We start from the raw sequence: 18,930 nt of genomic DNA, 5'->3' as shown, positions 1-18,930 counted from the left end.
GATCAGCCCTCGGCGAGGATTTCGTCGAGCTTCTCGTAGCCCTCGTTGACGCCGACCTCCATGCCGCTGGCGAGGATCTGGTCGCGGATCTCCATGCTCTCCACCACCGACAAGATGGTGACGCGAGTACGGCCGTCGAGCTCCTCGAAGGTCGCGGTCTCCAGGGAGACGCCGTCGGGGGCGCCCTCCCAGGTGAAGGTCTGCACGAGGCGCTCGTCCGGGCGGACCTCGTGGAAGGAGCCGTAGAAGGAGGCGACCACCTCGCCGTCCTGGACGGACGCGTAGCGGTAGCGGCCTCCGGTCTCCATCTCCCAGGCGTCGATCCGCATCTCGAGGTTCCGCGGGCCCAGCCACCGGGCGACGAGCCCCCGGTCGGTCCAGGCGCGGAAGACGCGGCCGCGCGGCGCGTCGAACTCGCGGACGATGCGGATCGTCGGCAGGTTCGGGTCGGCCTCGATGGTGGTCTCGCGGGTCTTCGTGGTCATGATGCGACTCCCTGCTGGTCGTTGTCCTGCGTGTCGTCCATGGCCGCGAGCACGGCGTCCAAGCGCTGGAAGCGCTCCTCGGCCCGGCGGCGGTAGCGCTCGATCCATCCGGTCATGAGGTCGAACACCTCTGCTTCCAGATGGCAGGGGCGGCGCTGGGCGTCGCGGGACCGGCTGACCAGCCCGGCCTCCTCCAGCACCTTGATGTGCTTGGAGATCGCCTGGACGGACACCCCGTAGGGCTCGGCGAGCTGTCCCACCGTGGCGTCGCCTCCCGCGAGCCGCGCCACGATGTCGCGCCGGGTCGGGTCGGCGAGCGCCGCGAACACCCGGGAGAGCCGTTCCTCGGCCACCCCTGCCTCCTTGTATTCAACCGATTGGTTGATAACGAGCCTACGCGATGCCGACGGCGTTGACAACCAAATGGTTGATAAAGAGGGGTCAGGCGGGCAGGACGTCGGGTTCGCCTTCGGGCTCCGCGGGCGTCCGGCGCCCCTCCGGGAGCCGCCTCCGCAGTTCCTCCACCTCGGCGCGCAGTGCGCGGAGCTCGTTGAGGACGAGCGTGTCCGTGCGCTGCTCCCGCTCGTCCAGCCGCTCCAGGTCCTCGTGGATCTCCCCGACGACCTGCGGTTCCATCGCGCTGACGGTGATGGCGATGAAGAGATTGAGCACGACGAAGCTCGAGGCCAGGATGTAGAGGACGAAGAAGATCCAGGCGAAGGGCTGCTGGGCCATGACGCTCCGCGCGATCTCCGACCAGCCGTCCGCGGTCATCACCTGGAAGAGGGTGAACGCCGACGCTCCCAGGTCGCCGAAGTTCTCCGGGTCGGTGGCGGCGAAGAGCTTGGTGGCCATGACGGCGGCGACGTAGAGGATGAGCGCCAGCAGGCCGGTGATCGAGGCCATGCCCGGCATCGCCGTCAGCAGCGCCGAGACCACCCGCCGCATGCTGGGGACCACCGAGATCAGCCGGAGCGCCCGCAGGATCCGCAGCGCCCGGAGCACCGAGAGGCCGCCGCCGGACGGCAGCAGCGCCATCCCGACGATGCACAGGTCGAACCAGTTCCAGGAGTCGGCGAAGAACCGCCTTCGGTAGGCGTAGAGCCGCAGACCCAGCTCCACGGTGAAGACGCCCAGGGCGACGCGGTCGATCGCGTGGAGCAGGACGCCGTAGTCGGCGAGCAGGCGGGGCGAGGTCTCACAGCCGAGGGTGACGGCGTTGGCGAGGATGACCGCGGTGATGAACCGCTGGAAGCTGCGCGAGTCGACGAGCGTGCGGACACGGGCACGTCCGGGCACGAAGGGCTCCAGGGAGGGGAGGCGGAACATTCCGGGGCGCGGGGGGTCACCTTTTCCAAGGGTAACCGCCACGGGGACCGGAAGATCATCTCATGCCCGGCATGGGAAAATTACAAATGTAATAGTATCTCTGTCGATCATCACCGTTCGCGCCGCCGGAGGCGTGCGCGCAGGAGGAACTCGTGGTCTTCAAACGCATCCTGGGCAGCCTCGGCATGGGCGGCCCGTCGGTCGACACCGTCCTGGCGCAGCCCGTCTGCCGGCCCGGCGGGACGCTGAGCGGGCAGGTCCTCATCAAGGCGGCGGACTACCCCGTCGAGATCCAGCGCATCACGCTCGGCCTCGTCACCCGGATGGAATCCGAGCACGGCGAGGAGGAGGTCGACGCCACCGTGGAGTTCCACCGGGTGGACGTCGCCGGCTCCTTCCAGCTCCAGGCCGGCCAGGACCAGAGCATCCCCTTCACGTTCGAGGTGCCCTGGGAGACCCCGCTGACCTCGGTGTTCGGCACCCACCTGCACGGCATGTCCCTGGGCGTCCGCACCGAGCTCGCCATCGCCAAGGCCGTCGACAAGGGCGACCTCGACCTCGTCACCGTCGAGCCGCTGCCGTCCCAGCAGAGCGTCCTGGCCGCCTTCTCCCAGCTCGGCTTCCAGTTCAAGAGCGCCGACGTCGAGCACGGCCGCCTCGCCGGCGTCCAGCAGCAGATCCCCTTCTACCAGGAGATCGAGTTCTATCCCCCCGGCCAGTACCGCGGCCGCATCAACGAGGTCGAGCTGACCTTCCACAGCGACCCGTGGAACCTCACCGTCATCCTGGAGGCCGACAAGCGCGGCGGCATGTTCGGCGGCGGCCACGACGCCATCGGCCGCTTCACCGTCTCCCACGACGAGGCCCTCGCCACCGACTGGGTCTCCCACCTCCACTCCTGGCTGGAGTCCCTCACCCGAGGCGGCTTCACGGGCGGCGGCTTCGCCGGCGGCGGTTTCGCCGGACACCACGACCCCTACGGCCACCACGGCGGCCACCACGACTCCCATGGCCACCACGACGGCCACCACCGCGGCGGCCCCGGCATGGGCGGCGTCGTCGCGGGCGCCGCGGCCGGCTTCGTCGGCGGCATGGTCGCCGGCGAGATCATGGAAGAGATCTTCGAGGACGACGAGGACGAAGGCGGCGAGGACTGACGGACCGGAGGCACCCGTCCAGGCGGGTGCCTCCGGCTCACCCGTCCTCGGGTGCCGCCTCCGTGGGGGCCGGGGGCTTCGCGGACTCCGGGGGCGGGGACGGGTGGGCGGTGCGCCAGGAGGAGGCGGCCCGGGGGGACGGGGCGCGGCCCTGGAGGGGGAGCTCCACCTGGAGGAGGGTGCCGCCGCCCGGCGGCGCGGGGGCCAGGACCGCCGTTCCGCCATGGAGGACCGCCTGCTGCCGGACGAGGGTGAGGCCGAGTCCCGAACCCGGGCTGTCGGGGCGGCGGCGGAACCTCTCGAAGACCTCGGCGGCGCGTTCCGGGGGGATGCCGGGTCCCCGGTCGCGGACGCGCAGGACCGCCGTCTCCCCGTCGGGGCGCAGGGTGAGGTCGACGCGGGCGCGGCCCGAGGCGTCGGCGCCGTGGAGGACGGCGTTGTCGAGCAGGTTGTCCAGGAGGAGGCGGAGCCCTTCCGGCCAGCCGCGGACCGCCACCCGGCCGGGGAGGTCGGCGACGACCGCCGCGCGGGGGTGCCGCCGGCGGGCGTCCTCCACGGCGACCTCCGCCAGTGCCGACAGGTCGACCTCGGTGAAGGAGGCGGGATCCAGCAGCTCCCCCCGGGAGAGCTGCCGCAGCATGGTGATGAGGCGCTGCATCCTCGCCTGCTCCCGGGCGAGGTCCTCGAGGATCTCCGCGCGGTCCTCCTCGGGGAGGTCCGGGTGGGGCAGCAGGCCGATGTTGGCGCTCATGCTGGTCAGCGGGGTGCGCAGCTCGTGGGCGGCGGTGGCCGCGAAGGCGCGGGCGGCCTCCAGCGCCTCGCCGGTGCGCGCGACGGCCCCGTCCCGGCGTTCCAGCAGGTCGTTGACGAGGCGCGCGAGGTCGTCGATCTCCGTGACGCCGGAGGAGGTGGACAGCCTTCCGCCGCCGGGGCTCAGGTCGATCCGGGTGGTCTCGGCGCTCAGCCGGGAGAGCGGCCGGACCGCGACGCGGCCGATCCCGTATCCGGCGGCCGCGGAGAGCAGCATCGCCGCCAGCGTCGCGAGCAGCAGCCGGTCCCGCAGCCGGGAGGCCTGCTCGGCCAGCACCGCCTCCGGCTCGAAGACCCACAGCGTGCCGAGCCGGCCGTCGCGTCCCAGTCCGGCGCCCGCGTGGCGCCACCGGCCGTCGGGCGTGGTGGCCGGCTTCTCCGACAGGGCGGGGAGCTCCCCCGGAACGGGGCCTATGACCAGCGGTTCGGCGCCGTTCAGCGCGGTGACGACGCCGCCCGTGCCCGCCGTGGCCGCGCTGATCCGCTGCCCGGCCACGGTCCCGGTGTTCCGCTTGACGACGCGCCGCGCGTAGATGGCGGCCATGGGTTCCAGCGAACGGAGCCGGACGGAGAGGCGGTGGTCGCGCTCCCTCCCCAGCCCGTCGACGGCCGTCCGCAGCACCAGGAGCCCCGACAGCGCCACCAGCGCCGACACCAGCAGGGCGACCCACAGGGTGAACCGGGTGGAGAGCCTCACGGCCGGTCCCGCAGGACGTAACCGACGCCGCGGACGGTGTGCAGGATGCGGGTCTCCCGCCCGGCCTCCAGCTTGCGGCGCAGATAGCCGACGAAGGTCTCGACCGCGTTGTCGGTGACCGCGAAGTCGTATCCCCAGACCTCCTCCAGCAGCACGCCTCGCGTCAGCACCCGCCCGGCGTTGCGGACGAAGACCTCCAGGAGGTCGAACTCGCGCCGGGTCAGCTTCAGCTCCCGTTCGCCGCGCCACGCCCGCCTGGTGACCGGGTCGAGCGCCACCGGGCCCTCGCGCACCGAGTCTCCGGGCGCGGCGCCCGCCCTGCGCAGCAGCGCGCGCAGCCGCAGGACGAGCTCGGTGAAGTCGAACGGCTTGACCAGGTAGTCGTCGGCGCCCGCCTCCAGCCCCGCCACCCTGTCGGAGACCTCGTCCAACGCCGACAGCATGAGGACCGGGACGTCCGAGCCCCGCTCGCGCAGCGTCCGGCACACCTCCGTGCCGGACACGTCCGGCATGGAGACGTCCAGCACGATCGCGTCCGCCCCCGCGGCCCCCGCCAGCGCGGCCCGCCCCCCGTCCGCGGTCTCCACCGCGAACCCCTCCAGGGCGAGCCCGCGCCGCAGGGCCCGCAGGATCGCGGGGTCGTCGTCCACCGCGAGTATCCGCTGCCGTCCCATCCGGAACCCCCTCGCCACCCGTCACACGGTACGGCCCCGGCACGACACGCTCGCGCACCCTGGGGACGGCCCGCCGTCCACCCGCCGCCGGGCGGCCTCCCCTTCGAGGCGCCCCGGCCTCCGGCCGCGGGCGGGCGGCTTCTCCTTGAGGAACCTGGGGCTCCCGGCCGCGGGCGGGCGGCTTCGTCCCGGGAGCCCGCAGCTCGGGGAGACCGGGCTTCGGCGAGGGGGCGGTCGCGCGTCGGTCAGTCCTGGCGGTTGACCGTGAACGGGACGGAGGCCGGGTTGACGCGGTCCTCGCCGAGGTAGACGCGCTTGGGCGGGAGGGTGCGGCCCCCGCCCTTGGCGGCGGTGACCGTCAGGCTGGTCGCGCAGGCCGTCCGGAAGTTCACGCCGTCGATCTTGCCGCGGTTGACGAAGCGGAAGTGCAGCGTCTTGCGGTCCTTGGAGAGCCAGATCCTGTCGCGCCACTCCTTGCGCACCCGCTTCACCCCATGGATGCGCGTCGGGGAGACGATCGAACCGGCGTACACGCGCTTGTCGCCGCGGCGGTGCGTCACCCTCAGGTGGAAGCCGTCACGCGCGTGCCACAGGTACACGCCGCCCTTGGAGTAGGTGGTCAGGCCCGCGGGCCGGCCCTGCACGTCGTCGGACCACACCCGGGTGTCGCAGGACGGGGTCGCGGAGGCGGCTCCCGCTCCCGCGACCAGAACGGTGGCTCCGGCCGCGACCCCCATGAACGCGGAGATGACGATACGGCTCTGCATGAGAAACCTCTCGTTGGAGTCGATTGACGGAGCGACTATAGAGACAGAAGCTGGCAAAACCCTGAGAACTCCGGACGGGCGGGGGCACGCGCAAAAAGCGCCGCCGGACGGTGCCGGCGACGCGGTGCTCGTGCGAAAGGGGTGGGGCATGGTCGGAGGCCGCGGCTCCCCCGATGGATGACCGCGGCCTCCGCGCTCGGTGTCACCGGAGCGTCCGGCGAACCCTTCCGGCCAGGCCCTTCAGGCGGGCGAGGGGGCCGGTGGCGGGACGGTTCCGGCGCAGGGCCGACAGGCGCGGGCCGCCGCGGTGATGTCGGTCGAAGATTCCACGCGTCCGGGTGCCGCCGCGGGTGAGGCGGCGCAGTTCGGTGGTGAGGTTCATGTCGGGGGTCCTTCCTTCGGGAGGGGACGGGGCGGCCGCGAGGGCCGTCAGAAGCCGGAGCCCGGGTTGTTGCGCGGCTCCTGGGTCGGGTACGGACCGGGGGCCGGCTGCTGGGTGCCGGGGACGGGGTTCTGCGCGCCCGGGGTCGAGCCCGGGGTCGAGGTGCCGCCCGGAGCGGACCGGGTGCCCGGAGCCGGGTAGGTGTCCGGGGCGGGCCGGGTGTCCGGAGCCGGGTGGCCGCCCGGAGCGGGCTGCGCGCCCGGGACGGGCTGGTCGGTCGGGGCGCTCGGAGCGGCGTGGTCGCCGGGGGCGGGGAGGCCGTCCGGGACGGAGCGGGTGCCCGCGGCGGGGCGGCGGGCCTCGGGACGGAGGTCGGGGGTGGTGGCGTCGGCGAAGCCCGGGGTCGGGTCGGTGCCGACGCTGCCGCGCCAGCCGCCGGTGGGGCGGCCGTTCTCCTCGATGAACTCCTTGAAGCGCTGCAGGTCGCCCTTGACCCGGGTCTCCACGATGTTCAGCCGGTCGCCGACCTGCTCGACGAGGCCCTCGGGGATGAACTGCATCTGCAGCACCACCCGGGTGTTCACCGGGTCGAGCGGCTGGAAGGACACGACGCCGGCCTGGCGCGGGGTGCCGATGGTGTGCCAGACGATGCACTCGTCGGGCCGCTGCTCGGTGATCTCGGCGTCGAACTCCCGGCGGACGCCGGCGATGCTGGTGTTCCAGTGGGTGCGGGTCGGCGTGATCTGCTCGATGTGGTCGACGCCCTCCATGAACTTCGGAAAGTCCTCGAACTGCGTCCACTGGTCGTAGGCGATCCGTACGGGGACCGCGACATCGACGACCTGCTCGATGGTGCTCATTTCGCGTACCTTTCCTTCGGTTTCTCCGGTGAATTTCCGATGCGTGGTCCGGTGCGAATCGCTAGACGTTGAAAATGCTCACCCCGCCCGGGCCGATGAGGAAGCCCACCACGATGAGGATGAGGCCCCACAGCAGGTCACGCCGCGCGAGGAGGGTGTAGAGGCCGGCGATGACGAAGACGACTGCGATGATCCAAAGTAGAGTTGCCATGCATTTCCGATGCCCTTGACCAACCATGACGAAACACAGGGAAAGGACTTACTCAGACCATACGGTAAACTGCCATGAACTCCCGGTGACCCGCATTCCCCCTGGTAGACGGCACATTCCTCCACCCGACACGGCAAAGCCGCCCGGCTAAACCACCCCATTTTGAGACTCACATCACAGGCCATCTGTGAGACAGATAACGTTAAGCACACTAAAGTTCGCCCACACAGGTGGTTTCACCCGAAGCAGAGCCGGACGAGGACGGTCCGGACGAGGGCGGACGGAAGCGCCCACCGCGCGAAGCGTTTACGGGAAGGCCGCAGGACCAAGGGTTCGGGGGGAGGAGGGGCCGTGGGGTACCGGCCTAACGACTCCAATACCGACACATAGCTGGCAAATGACGCTGAGACCGTTACCGTGGGTGACAGTCGGCTTTTCTACGGCATCCGGTGGAGAAGGGGGACGGAGCACCATGGGCGGTATCGCGCAACGGCTCGCCGCCCTGTTCCGCGCCAAGGCGAACAGGGCGCTCGACGAGGCCGAGGATCCCCGCGAGGTGCTGGACTACTCCTACCAGCAGCAGTCGGAGATGCTGCAGAAGGTGCGGCGGGGCGTGGCGGACGTGGCCACGAGCCGCAAACGCGTCGAGCTGCAGGTGGCGAGGCTGGAGCAGTCCAGCGGACGCCTGGAGGAGCAGGCTCGGCGGTCCCTGGAGGCGGGGCGGGAGGACCTGGCGCGGGAGGCGCTCGCCCGGCGCTCGGGCGTCGACTCCCAGCTCGCCGACCTGCGGGGCCAGGAGGCGTCCCTCCAGGCCGAGGAGGAGAAGCTCGTGCTCGCCTCGCAGCGGCTGCAGGCCAGGGTCGAGTCCTTCCGCACCCGCAAGGAGACGCTCAAGGCCACCTACAGCGCGGCCGAGGCGCAGACCCGCGTCTTTGAGGCGGTCGGCGGCATCGGCGAGGAGATGGGCGAGGTCGGCATGGCCATGCAGCGCGTCCAGGACCGCACCGACCAGATGCAGGCGCGGGCCGGCGCCCTGGACGAGCTCCTGGCGTCCGGCGCGCTGGAGGACGCCACCCTGCCGCCGGGCCGCGACGACATCCAGGCCGAGCTCGACTCCCTCACCCGCGACCGGAACGTGGACGCCGAGCTGGAACGTCTGAAGACCGAGCAGAAGCAGCTACCGGAAGGAAGAAGATGATCATCAGGATCTTCGGCGAGGGCCAGTACCGCGTCACCGACTCCCACCTGGAGGAGCTCAACGAGCTGGACGCCGTCCTGCAGAAGACCGTCGACCAGGGCGACGAGGAGTCCTTCACGCTGGCCCTGCGCGAGCTGCTGGAGACCGTCCGCCGCCTGGGCTCCCCCCTGCCGTCCGACGTCCTCGCCCCGTCGGAGCTCGTCCTGCCCGACGAGGACACCACGCTGGACGAGGTGAAGGAGCTCCTGTCGTCCGAGGGCCTCATCCCCGGGTGACATCCCTGAGAGGAGAAGTTCCGTGGGTTTCCTGGACACCCTGCTGGGCCGCGCCAAAGCCGACCTGGACCGCCTGTACGCCCTCCCGGAGGCCGCGGCCATCGTCCGCTCCGCCACGGGCTACGCGCCCACCGGCGTCGGCTCGGTCTGCTTCGCCACGCCGGAGGACGCCGATCCCGGACGGCTCTGCCGGGAGTTGCAGGACATGCTCGACGCCACCCCGGACGCTCCGACGATGACGCTCACCGAGGACGTCCGCGGCTACACCTGGCTCCTCGCCCACCACGCCCCCGACGACTTCCCCGAGCTCGTCGACAACCTGCACGCCATGAGCGCCGTCCTGCAGAACGGGGGCTTCGCCACGCGCCTGCTGTGCACGATGGTGGCCTTCCGCAATCCCGCCGCCCGCCCGCTGGCCCTGGTCTACCTCTACAAGTGCGGCACCTTCTACCCGTTCGCCCCGCTCCCCAACGAGCGCCGCAACAACCACCTGGAGTTCCAGGTCCGCGCCGAGCTGGCCGACACCCTGCCCATCGAGACCGACCTGACCCGCTGGTTCCCCCTCTGGTCGGCTCCCGACCTGTGACACGCGCCGCGCGGCTGCCCTGACATCCGGTGGACGAGGAGTAGGTTCGTCGCACCACGAACCCCTTTCGTCAGGAATGCCTGTGAAGCGTCTTGTCGCCGTCGTCGTCGCCGGAGCGTTGTCCTCCTCCCTGCTCGCGGACCCGGCCTCGGCCGGACCCCGCGCGCTCGCCCTGGTGAAGACGTTCCGGCTCCAAGGCGACGAGACGGTGACGGGACTGGTCGCGCCCGCGCGCCGCAGCGCCTTCGTGTTCGCGATGCGCGAGCGCGGCACCGCCCTCGAACCCCTGGCCTTCCGCTGGAACGGCAGGGCGTGGAGCCGCAGCCCGCTGCCCGGCGGGGTGCGGGGCATCCCCGGCCAGGCGGACGCGTCGTCGGCGAAGAACGTCTGGATGACCGTGATGGGCAACGAGGGAATGCTCAGCAGGTACCTGGACGGCCTGCCTTCCGACGACTGCTCCACCGAGCGCGGTCCCTCCCCCGCGGCGTCCCGCGCGGATGCGTCGCCCTCGAAGGTCCTGCGCTGGGACGGCAGGCGCTGGACCGTCGCCCGCACGTTCAAGAACGCCTACATCAACGAGGTCCTGACCTTCGGCCCCCGCGACGTCCGGGTGTACGGCCTGGACCGCAAGGGCCCCGCCTCCTGGCACTTCGACGGCGAGAAGTGGCGGCGGCGGTCCCTGCCCTTCCACGTCCTGAGCGCCGAGGCCGCCTCCCGCCGGGACATCTGGGCGCTCGTCCGCGACCGCACCTCCAACGGAACGAGGCTCGTCCGCTTCGACGGCACCCGGTGGGCCGCCGCCCAGCCGGACGCACCGTCCGCCGGAGCCTCCCGGACCGCCGCCGACCGCACGTCCATGATCCTCGACTTCGGCCTCCTGGACCGCGGCCAGGTCTGGGTCTCGGCACTCACGCGTGAAGGCGACGTCTGCTCCGCCGACGCCGTCTCCACCCACGCGCAGCTCCACTGGAACGGCGGTTCCTGGACGCGGGAGACCCCCCGCTCCGCCCGCGGCCACTACCTGAGCGACTACGCCTCCGACGGGGCCGGCGGCCTCTACGTCCACGGCTGGGGCCCCGACCGCGCCGGAGAGGACCGCCACCGCCTCTTCCACCGCTCGGCCCGGGGCACCTGGTCCCACCGGACCCTGACCGGCGCGAGGAGCGTCCAGCAGATCACCCGCATCCCGGGCACCCGCTCCCTGTGGGCCGTCGGCACCCGGGAGGGCGCCGACGGCCTGAACGTCGCCGTCTGGTCCCTGGGCCGCCCTTAGAGGACCAGGTCCCGGAGGTCGACGGTCCCGGCCATCGCGCGGGCGCCGTCGTCGTTGAGGTGCATGCCGTCGCCGCCGTCGTACTCGGGCCGGATGCGGTCGGGATCCGCGGGGTCCTCGACCGCCCGCGCCACGTCGAAGACCGCGTCGAACACGTCGGCGGTGCGGATCCACTCGTTCACGCGCCGCCGTGTCGCCAGGCCTTCGGGCGTGCTGACCCCCGGGTAGACGGCGCCCGCGTACGGGCCGACGGTCGCGGCGAGGACCTTCAGGCCCGCGGCGTGCGCGCGGCGGGCCAGCTCGGTGAACCCGCCGATCAGGTCCTCGGCCGTCGCGGGCGGCAGGCCCGCCATGCCGGGCAGGCCCAGGTCGTTGATGCCGAAGTTCACCAGGACGTGCGTCACGCCCGGCACCGCCAGGACGTCGCGCTCGAAACGGGCGAGCGCGTGCTCGCCGACCTCGTCGGTCAGCAGCCGGTTCCCGGAGATCCCCTGGTTGACCGCCCAACCGCGGTCGAGCCGCGCGTTGAGGAAGTCGACGGAGCGGCGGTGGGCGTCGGGGGTGGTGCCCACGCCCTCGAACCACGAGTCGCCGAACGCGACGGCGATCGCGGTGCCCTCGGGGGCGAGCACGTCCACCCCGGTCACGTAGAACCGCGCCTCGACGCGTTCGGCGTCCGGCAGCCCCGGGGCGGAGGCGAGATCCCCGTCCGCCACGAAGGCCGTCTCCATCGGCATGTGCGAGTACGTCGCCAGGCCCGTCTCGTCCGGCAGGTACAGGCTCAGCGCCAGCTCGGTGCCGGCCGTCACGGCCATCTCGACGGGGTCGCTGACGGCCTCGCCGCCTGCCGGGATCCTCACCTCCGCCCCTCCCGAGAAGCGCAGGCTGGTGTCGGTCTCGGGCACGATCTCGTCGTCGGCCTTGCGCACCGCGATCCGCGCGGCCCCGACCACCAGCGGCTCCCGCCCGTACCGGTTGCTCAGCCGCACCCGCAGCCGCTCACCGCCTCCGGCCAGGCGCAACGGCTGGCGCACCGTCTGGCCCGCGAAACCGCGCGGCACGCTGAGCCGGACCTGCTCGTACGGGCTGATCACCGCGCTGCGGAAACCCGCCACCCACTGCTGCGTCATCGCCACTCCCGATTAGTTGACGCGAGGAATACTGACGTCGCAATCATGCAGCGAACTATTCCTCACGTCAACTATCCCTGCATCAAACACTTCGGGGTAGGCTCGTCCCCATGGACGACCTCTTCGCCGACCCCCGCCTCACCCTGTCGGGCCTGCTCCTGGAGGCCACCGGCGGCCTGCTGAGCAAGCTGGAGCCCGTCATGAGGGCGCACGGCCTGTCCAACCTGGACCTCAACGCCCTGATGCGCCTGAGCCGCTCACCCGGCCGGCGGCTGCGCATGAGCGACCTGGCCGCCCAGACCTCCCTGTCCACCAGCGGCGTCACCCGCCTGGTCGACCGCCTGGCCCGCACCGGCCTGGCCGCCCGCGAGTCCTCCCCCGGCGACCGCCGCACCACCTACGCGGTCCTCACCCCGCAGGGCGCCGAACGCCTCGCCCAGGCCCTCCCCGACTACCTCGCCGCCGTCGACCGCTGGTTCACCGGCCTGCTCGCCCCCGGGCAGCTCGCCTCCCTCGACGAGGCCCTCCGCGTCGTCCGCGACGCCGCCTTCCCCGGGGCCACCGAGTACACCCCGGACTGACCGCCGGTCCCTTCACGCGTCGAGGACGGTGAGGTCCAGGTGGGCGAGGCGGTCGGGGTCGGCGATGACGTCGATGGCGGCGATCCCGCCGTCGACGACGGTGAAGCCCATGACGGACAGGGTGCGGCCCCGGGCGGTGACGACGACGCCCGCGGCGCCGTTGACGAGGGCCGGGCGGGCGAACGGGGAGAGGCCGCCGAAGGTGACGGCCTGCGCGGCGACGGTGCGGGCGCCGGTGAGCACGGTGGTGTGCCGGGCGCGGGCGGCGCCGCCGTCGGAGCGGAGCACGACGTCGGGGTGGAGCACGGCGACGAGTCCTTCGAAGTCGCCGTCGCGGGCCGCGGCGAAGAAGGCGTCGACGACGCTGCGCTGGCGGGCGACGTCCGGGTCGGGCACCGGAGCCCGGCCGCGCACGCGGCGGCGGGCCCGGCTGGCCAGCTGCCTGGCCGCGGCCGGGGAGCGCTCGATCATCGTGCCGATCTCGTCGAAGGGGACGGCGAACATGTCGTGCAGCACGAAGGCGAGCCGCTCCGCCGGGGTGAGCGTGTCGAGCACCACCAGCAGCGCGAGCCCGACGGAGTCGGCCAGCACCGCCTCCCGTTCGGGGTGGGCGGCGTCCTCGGGGCCGACGAGCGGGTCGGGCATGTGCACGTCGGCCGGGTCCTCACGCCGGTTGCGGCGGGTGCGCAGGATGTTCAGGCAGGTCCGCGCCACCACGGTGGTCAGCCACGCGTCGAGGTTCTCGACCTCGCCGGTGTCCGCGCCGTCGAGCCGCAGCCACGCCTCCTGCACCGCGTCCTCGGCCTCGCTCACCGACCCGAGCATCCGGTACGCCACCGACCGCAGCCGCGGCCGCTGCCGCTCGAAGTGCCCGGTCAGCCATTCCCGCTCGTCCATCCCGCCGCCTCCCCTCCGATGATCCTGCCGGATTCGCCGCTTTCAGGCGACGGCGCCCAGCACCAGGGAGGCGGCCACCGGAGCCATGTACACCAGCGGGAACGGGACGTGCGAGGTCGAGCGGGCCCGCAGCACGGTGATGACGGCCCCGGTGAAGTACAGCACCAGCCCGATCCCCGCGGCGATCCCGACGGCGGGCACGGCCAGCCCGACCAGCAGCCCCACCGACCCGGCCGCCTTGGCGGCCCCGAGCGGGTTCCACCACGAGCGCGGAACCCCGTACTCGGCCAGCGGCTGCACCACCCACGGCGCGCGGAAGAAGACGGAACCGGCCGAGAATCCGGCCATCACAGCGCCCAGAACGGTCACGACGACGTAAGCGGTGGACATCAGCGGTTCTCCTCGGATGCGGACGCCGGAGCCTCCGGCGTCTTGAGTGCGTCACCATGACGAACCCGCGGCACCCGGGAACGTGACAGATCCGGGGAAAAAAATCCGGCCCGTCCCACAGTGGGGACGGGCCGGACCCTACGCCGGCGGTCAGAGGTCGTAGGCCAGGTTGGGGCGGAGCCAGCGTTCGGTCTCCTCGACCGTCATGCCGGCGCGGGCGGCGTAGTCCTCGATCTGGTCGCGGCCCAGGCGGCCCACGGTGAAGTAGCGGGCCTCGGGGTGGGCGAAGATCAGGCCGCTGACGCTCGCCGCGGGGGTCGTGGCGAACGACTCGGTGAGGGCCATGCCGTGGGCGCCCGCGTCGAGCAGGTCGAAGAGGGTGCTCTTGCGGCTGTGGTCGGGGCAGGCCGGGTAGCCCAGCGCCGGGCGGATGCCGCGGTAGCGCTCGGCGTGCAGGTCCTCCAGGAGGGGCTGGGACTCCGGCTCGAACCAGTCGCGGCGGGCGCGCAGGTGGATGAGCTCGGCGAACGCCTCGGCGAGCCGGTCGGCCAGCGCCTTGACCATGATCGCCTTGTAGTCGTCGTGCTGGGCCTCGTACTCGGCGGCCAGTTCCTCGGCGCCCAGGACGGTGACCGCGAACCCGCCGAGGTGGTCGCCGGACGGCGCCACGTAGTCGGCGAGGCTGCGGTTGGGACGGCCCTCGGGCTTGGCCGTCTGCTGCCGCAGCATCGGGAAGCGCGTGCCGTCCTCCAGCACGATGTCGTCGCCCTCGGAGTGCGCGGGCCAGAAACCGTAGACGCCCTCGGCGCGCAGCGAGCCGTCGGCGATGATCTGGTCGAGCAGCGCCTGCCCCTCGTCGTACAGCTCGCGGGCGGCGGGCTGCTCCAGGATCGCCGGGAACTTGCCCTTCAGCTCCCAGGCGAGGAAGAAGAACTGCCAGTCGATCATCTCGCGCAGCTCGGTGAGGCTGGGCGTGAGGGTCTTCAGGCCGGTGAACGCCGGCACGGGCAGTGCCTCGAAACCCATCCGCTCGGGGTTCGCGCGCGCCTGCTCCAGCGTGAGCATCGGCTGCTGCCGCCGGTTCTCGTGCGCCTCGCGCAGCCGCTGCTGCTCGGCGCGGTTGGCGGTGTCCAGCGCGTCGGCGCGACCGGCGTCCATCAGGTCCGACACCACGCCGACGACACGGGAGGCGTCCAGGACGTGCAGGACGGGGTTGGTGTAGGCGGGCGCGATCCGCACGGCCGTGTGCTGGCGGGAGGTGGTCGCGCCGCCGATCAGCAGCGGCAGCTTCATGCCGCGCCGGTCCATCTCGGCGGCGACCGCGACCATCTCGTCCAGCGACGGGGTGATCAGCCCGGAGAGCCCGACGATGTCGGCGCCCTCCTCCAGCGCGGTGTCGAGGATCTTCGCGGCGGGCACCATGACGCCCAGGTCCACGACCTCGTAGTTGTTGCAGCCGAGCACGACGCCGACGATGTTCTTGCCGATGTCGTGGACGTCGCCCTTGACCGTGGCGAGCACGACCTTGCCCTGCCCGCGGCGCGTCTGGACGCGGCCCTCGGCCTTGGCCCGCTCCTTCTCCTCCTCCATGAAGGGTTCGAGGTAGGCCACCGAGCGCTTCATGGCGCGGGCGCTCTTGACGACCTGCGGCAGGAACATCTTCCCGGAGCCGAACAGGTCGCCGACGATCTTCATCCCGTCCATGAGCGGGCCCTCGATCACCTCGAGGGGGGTCGGGAAGGTCTGGCGCGCCTCCTCGGTGTCCTCCTCGATGAAGTCGGTGATGCCGTGCACCAGCGCGTGCGCGAGGCGTTCGGCGACGGGCCTCTCCCGCCACGACAGGTCGACCTCGCGCTTGGTGCCGCTGCCCGACACCGTCCGCGCGAACTCGATGAGCCGGTCGGTGGCGTCCGGACGGCGGTCGAACAGCACGTCCTCGACGTGTTCGAGGAGGTCGGCGGGGATGTCGGCGTAGACGGCGAGCTGGCCGGCGTTGACGATGCCCATGTCGAGCCCGGCCCGCACGGCGTGCAGCAGGAACGCCGAGTGCATCGCCTCGCGGACCACCTCGTTGCCGCGGAAGGAGAACGACAGGTTGGAGATGCCGCCGGAGGTGAGCGCGCCCGGGCAGCGCTCCTTGATCCGCGGCAGCGCCTCGATGAACTCCTTGGCGTAGCCGTTGTGCTCGCTCATGCCGGTCGCGACGGCCAGCACGTTCGGGTCGAAGATGATGTCCTCGGGCGCGAACCCGGCCTGCTGCGTGAGCAGGTCGTAGGCGCGGCCGCAGATCTCGACCTTGCGGTCGGCGGTCTCGGCCTGGCCCTGCTCGTCGAAGGCCATGACGACGACGCCCGCGCCGAACGAGCGGACCCGGCGGGCCTGCTCCAGGAACTGCTCCTCGCCCTCCTTGAGGCTGATGGAGTTGACGACGCCGTTGCCCTGGACGCACCTGAGCCCGGCCTCCAGCACGCTCCACCGCGAGCTGTCGATCATCACGGGGATCCTGGCGATCTCCGGCTCGGTCGCGATGAGGTTGAGGAAGGTCGTCATCGCCTGCTCGCTGTCGAGCAGGTCGGCGTCCATGTTGACGTCGAGGAGGTTGGCGCCGCCGCGCACCTGCTCCAGCGCCACGTCCGCGGCGGCCTGGAAGTCGTCGGCCTCGATGAGCCGCCGGAACCGGGCGGAGCCGGTCACGTTGGTGCGCTCGCCGATCATGACGAAGCCGGTGTCGGGGCCGATCTCGAAGGTCTCCAGGCCGGAGAACCGGCTGCGCCTCGGCGGCCGGGCCACCTGGCGCGGCGCCCTGCCCCGGACGGCCTCGGCGATCTTCGCGATGTGCGCGGGGGACGTGCCGCAGCAGCCGCCCGCGATGTTGATCAGGCCCTCGGCGGCGAACCCGCCGACCTTGTGCCCGGTCTCCTCGGGCGTCTCGTCGTAGCCGCCGAACGCGTTGGGCAGGCCCGCGTTGGGGTGGGAGGCGGTGTAGGTGCCGGCCAGCCGGGCCAGGTCCTCCACGTGCGGGCGCATCTCGTCGGCGCCCAGCGAGCAGTTCACGCCGACGACCAGCGGCTCGGCGTGCTTGACGGAGTTCCAGAACGCCTCGACCGTCTGGCCGGACAGGGTGCGCCCGGACTTGTCGACGATCGTCACCGAGATCCACAGCGGCAGGTCGGGGGCGACGCGCTGCGCCGCGGAGATCGCGGCCTTCACGTTGAGCGTGTCGAAGATCGTCTCGATGAGGAGGAGGTCGACGCCGCCCTCGGCCAGCGCCTCGATCTGCTCGGCGTAGGCCGCCTCGACCTCGTCGAACGTGACGGCGCGGTAGGCCGGGTCGTCGACCTTCGGGGACAGGGAGAGCGTGACGTTCAGCGGCCCCACCGACCCGGCGACGAACCTGCCGCCCGCCTCGTCGGCCGCCTGCCGCGCCAGGCGCGCCCCGGCGATGTTCATCTCGCGCACGAAGCCCTCCAGGCCGTAGTCGGCCTGCGCGATGCTCGTGGCGGTGAACGTGTTGGTGGTCGTGATGTCGGCCCCGGCCGCCAGGTACTGCCGGTGCACGTCCAGGATGACGTCGGGCCGGGTGATGTTGAGCAGGTCCGGGTCGCCGGTGACGTCCATGGGGTGGTCGGCGAACCGCTCACTCCGGTAGTCCTCGGGCTTGAGGTCCGCGCCCTGGAGCATCGTGCCCCAGGCCCCGTCCAGCACCGCGATCCGCTGCTCGAGAATCTCCCGCAGCCGCCGCGTCCGCTCCTGGCGACCCTGGACGGCCTGCGCTGATTCCTGCATCCGGCTCTCCTCCCATCATGATCCGGGAGGCGCCCTTGTTTCCTTCGCAGGGAGGCCGAGCGTGGCGGGCGGCCCGCCCGTTGCAGCGCCTCTCGACCTGACGTCCGATCCTACCGCGACCCCCGGGGCCCGGCATCTGCCGCCCCGCGGGGTCGCACGGGCCTGGGGAAACGATCGGCGAACGGGCGGGATCACCGCCGGCGGCTCCGGCGACGGTCAGGAACCGCCGCCGCGGGGAACGCCCCTGTGGAGGGAGCGGAGAGTCCTGAGGAGAAGGTGGCGGCGCCATGCCCGAGTCGAGCGGTTCCGAGGTCCGGCAGAACGTGACGTTCCCCAGCGGGGAGGGCACCGCCCACGGCTACCTCGCCCTGCCGCCCGGCGGCCGCGGCCCCGGCGTCATCGTCATCCAGGAGTGGTGGGGCCTGAACGACCACATCGCCGACGTGACCGAGCGCCTGGCCCGGGAGGGATTCGTCGCCCTGGCCCCCGACCTCTTCGGCGGCAGCGTCGCCCACGACGCCGACGAGGCCGCGCGCATGCGCCGCCGCCTCCCCGTGGAGCGCGGCGTCCACCTGCTGTCCGGCGCGGTCGACTACCTGCTGTCCCGCCCCGAGACCACCTCCGCGACCGTGGGCGCCGTCGGCTTCTGCATGGGCGGCGCCTTCGTCCTCCACCTGGCCGCCGCCGACCCGCGCGTCGGCGCGGCCGTGCCGTTCTACGGGGCCATGCGGGAGATCCCCGACTTCTCCCGCCTGCGCGCCCAGGTCCTCGGCCACTACGGCACCAAGGACAAGAGCATCACGCCCGAGGCCCTGGAGCACCTGCGCGCCGCCCTCCACGACCAGGCGGGCATCTCCCCCGAATTCCACCTCTACCCGGCAGGCCACGCCTTCTTCAACGACACCCGCCCCTCCTACCACCCCGAATCCGCCCGGCAGGCCTGGACCACCACCCTGGCCTTCCTCCACCGCCACCTCGGCTGACCCCGCCCCTCCCCGCGGGCCGGACCCGCCATGCGCGCGCTCAGCGGAGCCGTCGGCGCAGCCAGGCGGGGTCGGGGTTGACGTGGGGCCGACCCGCCACCACCGCGGTCGGCACCGTCTCGTCTCCTCCGGTGACGGCCCGGACGTCGGCCGCGCCCTCCGGGTCGCGCCAGATGTCCACCCAGTGCGCCCGGCGGGCGGTGCGGCCCAGCCGGAGCCGAAGGCGCAGGCAGTACTGGCAGCCGGGCCGCCAGTAGACGATCGGCCGGCCGTCCTCCGCACTGCGGCGCCGCGCCTCCGCCGCGCCGACCGACCGGGGAAAGGCCAGCGGCGAAACACCCAGGGCGACCACGGAGAACACCACCGCCCAGACGACGGCCGGCCCGGGCCTCCCCTCACCGGCCTGCCGGACGAAGATCATCAGGCCGACGGCAACGGACACCAGGGGCAACATCCATC

21 protein-coding genes and 1 riboswitch are annotated in these 18,930 nt (G+C 72.3%); of the genes, 7 read left to right on the top strand and 14 right to left on the bottom strand.

What is annotated here, in order from left to right; all coding sequences use genetic code 11:
- Window positions 1–2 precede the first annotated feature (2 nt).
- The 3 genes from ABD140_RS09310 to ABD140_RS09300 all read right to left on the bottom strand — a co-directional run bounded on the left by ABD140_RS09310 (window position 3) and on the right by ABD140_RS09300 (window position 1,784).
- Window positions 3–485, bottom strand: a complete 483-nt coding sequence (locus ABD140_RS09310) for an SRPBCC family protein (RefSeq protein ID WP_344238889.1) — start codon at window positions 483–485, stop codon at window positions 3–5.
- The gene (locus tag ABD140_RS09305; RefSeq protein ID WP_344238887.1) at window positions 482–838 is read right to left on the bottom strand and encodes an ArsR/SmtB family transcription factor; all 357 of its coding nucleotides are present in this window, start codon (window positions 836–838) and stop codon (window positions 482–484) included. The genes ABD140_RS09310 and ABD140_RS09305 overlap by 4 nt, the downstream gene beginning before the upstream one ends.
- A gap of 88 nt (window positions 839–926) precedes the next feature.
- The gene (locus ABD140_RS09300; protein WP_344238885.1) at window positions 927–1,784 is read right to left on the bottom strand and encodes an ion transporter; all 858 of its coding nucleotides are present in this window, start codon (window positions 1,782–1,784) and stop codon (window positions 927–929) included.
- A 182-nt stretch (window positions 1,785–1,966) separates the two neighbouring features.
- On the opposite strand from ABD140_RS09300, the gene ABD140_RS09295 reads away from it, so the two are divergent.
- Window positions 1,967–2,971, top strand: coding sequence for a sporulation protein (locus ABD140_RS09295; protein WP_344238883.1), 1,005 nt, complete (start codon window positions 1,967–1,969; stop codon window positions 2,969–2,971).
- A 37-nt stretch (window positions 2,972–3,008) separates the two neighbouring features.
- Here ABD140_RS09295 and ABD140_RS09290 read toward each other — a convergent pair whose 3' ends face one another.
- The 6 genes from ABD140_RS09290 to ABD140_RS09265 form a co-directional block, all read right to left on the bottom strand.
- Window positions 3,009–4,478, bottom strand: coding sequence for a sensor histidine kinase (locus ABD140_RS09290; RefSeq protein WP_344238881.1), 1,470 nt, complete (start codon window positions 4,476–4,478; stop codon window positions 3,009–3,011).
- Window positions 4,475–5,152 (bottom strand): response regulator transcription factor, encoded by a 678-nt coding sequence (locus tag ABD140_RS09285; RefSeq protein ID WP_344239146.1) that lies wholly within the window; start codon window positions 5,150–5,152, stop codon window positions 4,475–4,477. Before ABD140_RS09285 ends, ABD140_RS09290 begins: the two co-directional genes overlap by 4 nt.
- Before the next feature lie 245 nt (window positions 5,153–5,397).
- The gene (locus ABD140_RS09280) at window positions 5,398–5,919 is read right to left on the bottom strand and encodes a hypothetical protein (protein ID WP_344238879.1); all 522 of its coding nucleotides are present in this window, start codon (window positions 5,917–5,919) and stop codon (window positions 5,398–5,400) included.
- Between the two features lie 202 nt (window positions 5,920–6,121).
- A complete protein-coding gene (locus ABD140_RS09275; protein ID WP_344238877.1) occupies window positions 6,122–6,301 on the bottom strand; it encodes a hypothetical protein in 180 nt (59 codons plus the stop codon).
- A gap of 47 nt (window positions 6,302–6,348) precedes the next feature.
- Complete coding sequence (locus ABD140_RS09270; RefSeq protein ID WP_344238875.1) at window positions 6,349–7,161, bottom strand: SRPBCC family protein; 813 nt, start codon at window positions 7,159–7,161, stop codon at window positions 6,349–6,351.
- 61 nt (window positions 7,162–7,222) lie between these two features.
- The gene (locus ABD140_RS09265) at window positions 7,223–7,372 is read right to left on the bottom strand and encodes a GPGG-motif small membrane protein (protein WP_198653817.1); all 150 of its coding nucleotides are present in this window, start codon (window positions 7,370–7,372) and stop codon (window positions 7,223–7,225) included.
- A 472-nt stretch (window positions 7,373–7,844) separates the two neighbouring features.
- Here ABD140_RS09265 and ABD140_RS09260 point away from each other — a divergent pair, with 472 nt between their 5' ends.
- From ABD140_RS09260 to ABD140_RS09245, 4 genes are all read left to right on the top strand, one after another.
- Complete coding sequence (locus ABD140_RS09260) at window positions 7,845–8,570, top strand: PspA/IM30 family protein (RefSeq protein WP_344238871.1); 726 nt, start codon at window positions 7,845–7,847, stop codon at window positions 8,568–8,570.
- Window positions 8,567–8,845 (top strand): PspA-associated protein PspAA, encoded by a 279-nt coding sequence (pspAA, locus tag ABD140_RS09255; RefSeq protein WP_344238869.1) that lies wholly within the window; start codon window positions 8,567–8,569, stop codon window positions 8,843–8,845. Before ABD140_RS09260 ends, pspAA begins: the two co-directional genes overlap by 4 nt.
- Before the next feature lie 22 nt (window positions 8,846–8,867).
- The gene (gene pspAB / locus ABD140_RS09250) at window positions 8,868–9,431 is read left to right on the top strand and encodes a PspA-associated protein PspAB (protein ID WP_344238867.1); all 564 of its coding nucleotides are present in this window, start codon (window positions 8,868–8,870) and stop codon (window positions 9,429–9,431) included.
- An 82-nt stretch (window positions 9,432–9,513) separates the two neighbouring features.
- Complete coding sequence (locus ABD140_RS09245; protein ID WP_344238865.1) at window positions 9,514–10,704, top strand: hypothetical protein; 1,191 nt, start codon at window positions 9,514–9,516, stop codon at window positions 10,702–10,704.
- Here ABD140_RS09245 and ABD140_RS09240 read toward each other — a convergent pair.
- Window positions 10,701–11,834 carry an SGNH/GDSL hydrolase family protein gene (locus ABD140_RS09240; protein ID WP_344238863.1) on the bottom strand — a complete coding sequence of 378 codons (1,134 nt, stop codon included), beginning with the start codon at window positions 11,832–11,834 and terminating at the stop codon, window positions 10,701–10,703. The genes ABD140_RS09245 and ABD140_RS09240 overlap by 4 nt on opposite strands.
- A gap of 110 nt (window positions 11,835–11,944) precedes the next feature.
- Here ABD140_RS09240 and ABD140_RS09235 point away from each other — a divergent pair, with 110 nt between their 5' ends.
- The gene (locus ABD140_RS09235) at window positions 11,945–12,415 is read left to right on the top strand and encodes a MarR family winged helix-turn-helix transcriptional regulator (RefSeq protein ID WP_344238861.1); all 471 of its coding nucleotides are present in this window, start codon (window positions 11,945–11,947) and stop codon (window positions 12,413–12,415) included.
- A 12-nt stretch (window positions 12,416–12,427) separates the two neighbouring features.
- On the opposite strand, the gene sigJ is transcribed toward ABD140_RS09235, so the two are convergent.
- The 3 genes from sigJ to metH all read right to left on the bottom strand — a co-directional run bounded on the left by sigJ (window position 12,428) and on the right by metH (window position 17,488).
- Window positions 12,428–13,312, bottom strand: coding sequence for an RNA polymerase sigma factor SigJ (sigJ, locus tag ABD140_RS09230; RefSeq protein ID WP_344238859.1), 885 nt, complete (start codon window positions 13,310–13,312; stop codon window positions 12,428–12,430).
- Window positions 13,313–13,354: 42 nt separating this feature from the next.
- Complete coding sequence (locus ABD140_RS09225) at window positions 13,355–13,702, bottom strand: DoxX family protein (protein WP_344238857.1); 348 nt, start codon at window positions 13,700–13,702, stop codon at window positions 13,355–13,357.
- Window positions 13,703–13,852: 150 nt separating this feature from the next.
- Window positions 13,853–17,488 (bottom strand): methionine synthase, encoded by a 3,636-nt coding sequence (gene metH, locus ABD140_RS09220; protein ID WP_344238855.1) that lies wholly within the window; start codon window positions 17,486–17,488, stop codon window positions 13,853–13,855.
- 20 nt (window positions 17,489–17,508) lie between these two features.
- Window positions 17,509–17,588, bottom strand: a riboswitch (S-adenosyl-L-homocysteine riboswitch).
- 187 nt (window positions 17,589–17,775) lie between these two features.
- On the opposite strand from metH, the gene ABD140_RS09215 reads away from it, so the two are divergent.
- Window positions 17,776–18,471 carry a dienelactone hydrolase family protein gene (locus ABD140_RS09215; RefSeq protein ID WP_344238853.1) on the top strand — a complete coding sequence of 232 codons (696 nt, stop codon included), beginning with the start codon at window positions 17,776–17,778 and terminating at the stop codon, window positions 18,469–18,471.
- Window positions 18,472–18,511: 40 nt separating this feature from the next.
- Here the strand turns inward: ABD140_RS09215 and ABD140_RS09210 are convergent, their stop codons facing one another.
- Complete coding sequence (locus tag ABD140_RS09210; protein ID WP_344238851.1) at window positions 18,512–18,913, bottom strand: glutaredoxin domain-containing protein; 402 nt, start codon at window positions 18,911–18,913, stop codon at window positions 18,512–18,514.
- Between the last annotated feature and the right edge of the window lie 17 nt (window positions 18,914–18,930).

The sequence above is a fragment of the Actinocorallia libanotica genome (genome assembly GCF_039525175.1).
Taxonomy (GTDB): domain Bacteria; phylum Actinomycetota; class Actinomycetes; order Streptosporangiales; family Streptosporangiaceae; genus Actinocorallia; species Actinocorallia libanotica.
This window is presented reverse-complemented; position numbering and strand designations above follow the sequence as displayed.

Bases quoted from the DNA above. Each gene is read 5' to 3' on its own strand.
- ABD140_RS09310 (WP_344238889.1), bottom strand. From the start codon at position 485: ATGACCACGAAGACCCGCGAGACCACCATCGAGGCCGACCCGAACCTG.
- ABD140_RS09285 (WP_344239146.1), bottom strand. From the start codon at position 5,152: ATGGGACGGCAGCGGATACTCGCGGTGGACGACGACCCCGCGATCCTG.
- ABD140_RS09280 (WP_344238879.1), bottom strand. From the start codon at position 5,919: ATGCAGAGCCGTATCGTCATCTCCGCGTTCATGGGGGTCGCGGCCGGA.
- ABD140_RS09275 (WP_344238877.1), bottom strand. From the start codon at position 6,301: ATGAACCTCACCACCGAACTGCGCCGCCTCACCCGCGGCGGCACCCGG.
- ABD140_RS09270 (WP_344238875.1), bottom strand. From the start codon at position 7,161: ATGAGCACCATCGAGCAGGTCGTCGATGTCGCGGTCCCCGTACGGATC.
- ABD140_RS09265 (WP_198653817.1), bottom strand. From the start codon at position 7,372: ATGGCAACTCTACTTTGGATCATCGCAGTCGTCTTCGTCATCGCCGGC.
- ABD140_RS09260 (WP_344238871.1), top strand. From the start codon at position 7,845: ATGGGCGGTATCGCGCAACGGCTCGCCGCCCTGTTCCGCGCCAAGGCG.
- pspAA (WP_344238869.1), top strand. From the start codon at position 8,567: ATGATCATCAGGATCTTCGGCGAGGGCCAGTACCGCGTCACCGACTCC.
- ABD140_RS09240 (WP_344238863.1), bottom strand. From the start codon at position 11,834: ATGACGCAGCAGTGGGTGGCGGGTTTCCGCAGCGCGGTGATCAGCCCG.
- ABD140_RS09235 (WP_344238861.1), top strand. From the start codon at position 11,945: ATGGACGACCTCTTCGCCGACCCCCGCCTCACCCTGTCGGGCCTGCTC.
- sigJ (WP_344238859.1), bottom strand. From the start codon at position 13,312: ATGGACGAGCGGGAATGGCTGACCGGGCACTTCGAGCGGCAGCGGCCG.
- ABD140_RS09225 (WP_344238857.1), bottom strand. From the start codon at position 13,702: ATGTCCACCGCTTACGTCGTCGTGACCGTTCTGGGCGCTGTGATGGCC.
- metH (WP_344238855.1), bottom strand. From the start codon at position 17,488: ATGCAGGAATCAGCGCAGGCCGTCCAGGGTCGCCAGGAGCGGACGCGG.
- ABD140_RS09215 (WP_344238853.1), top strand. From the start codon at position 17,776: ATGCCCGAGTCGAGCGGTTCCGAGGTCCGGCAGAACGTGACGTTCCCC.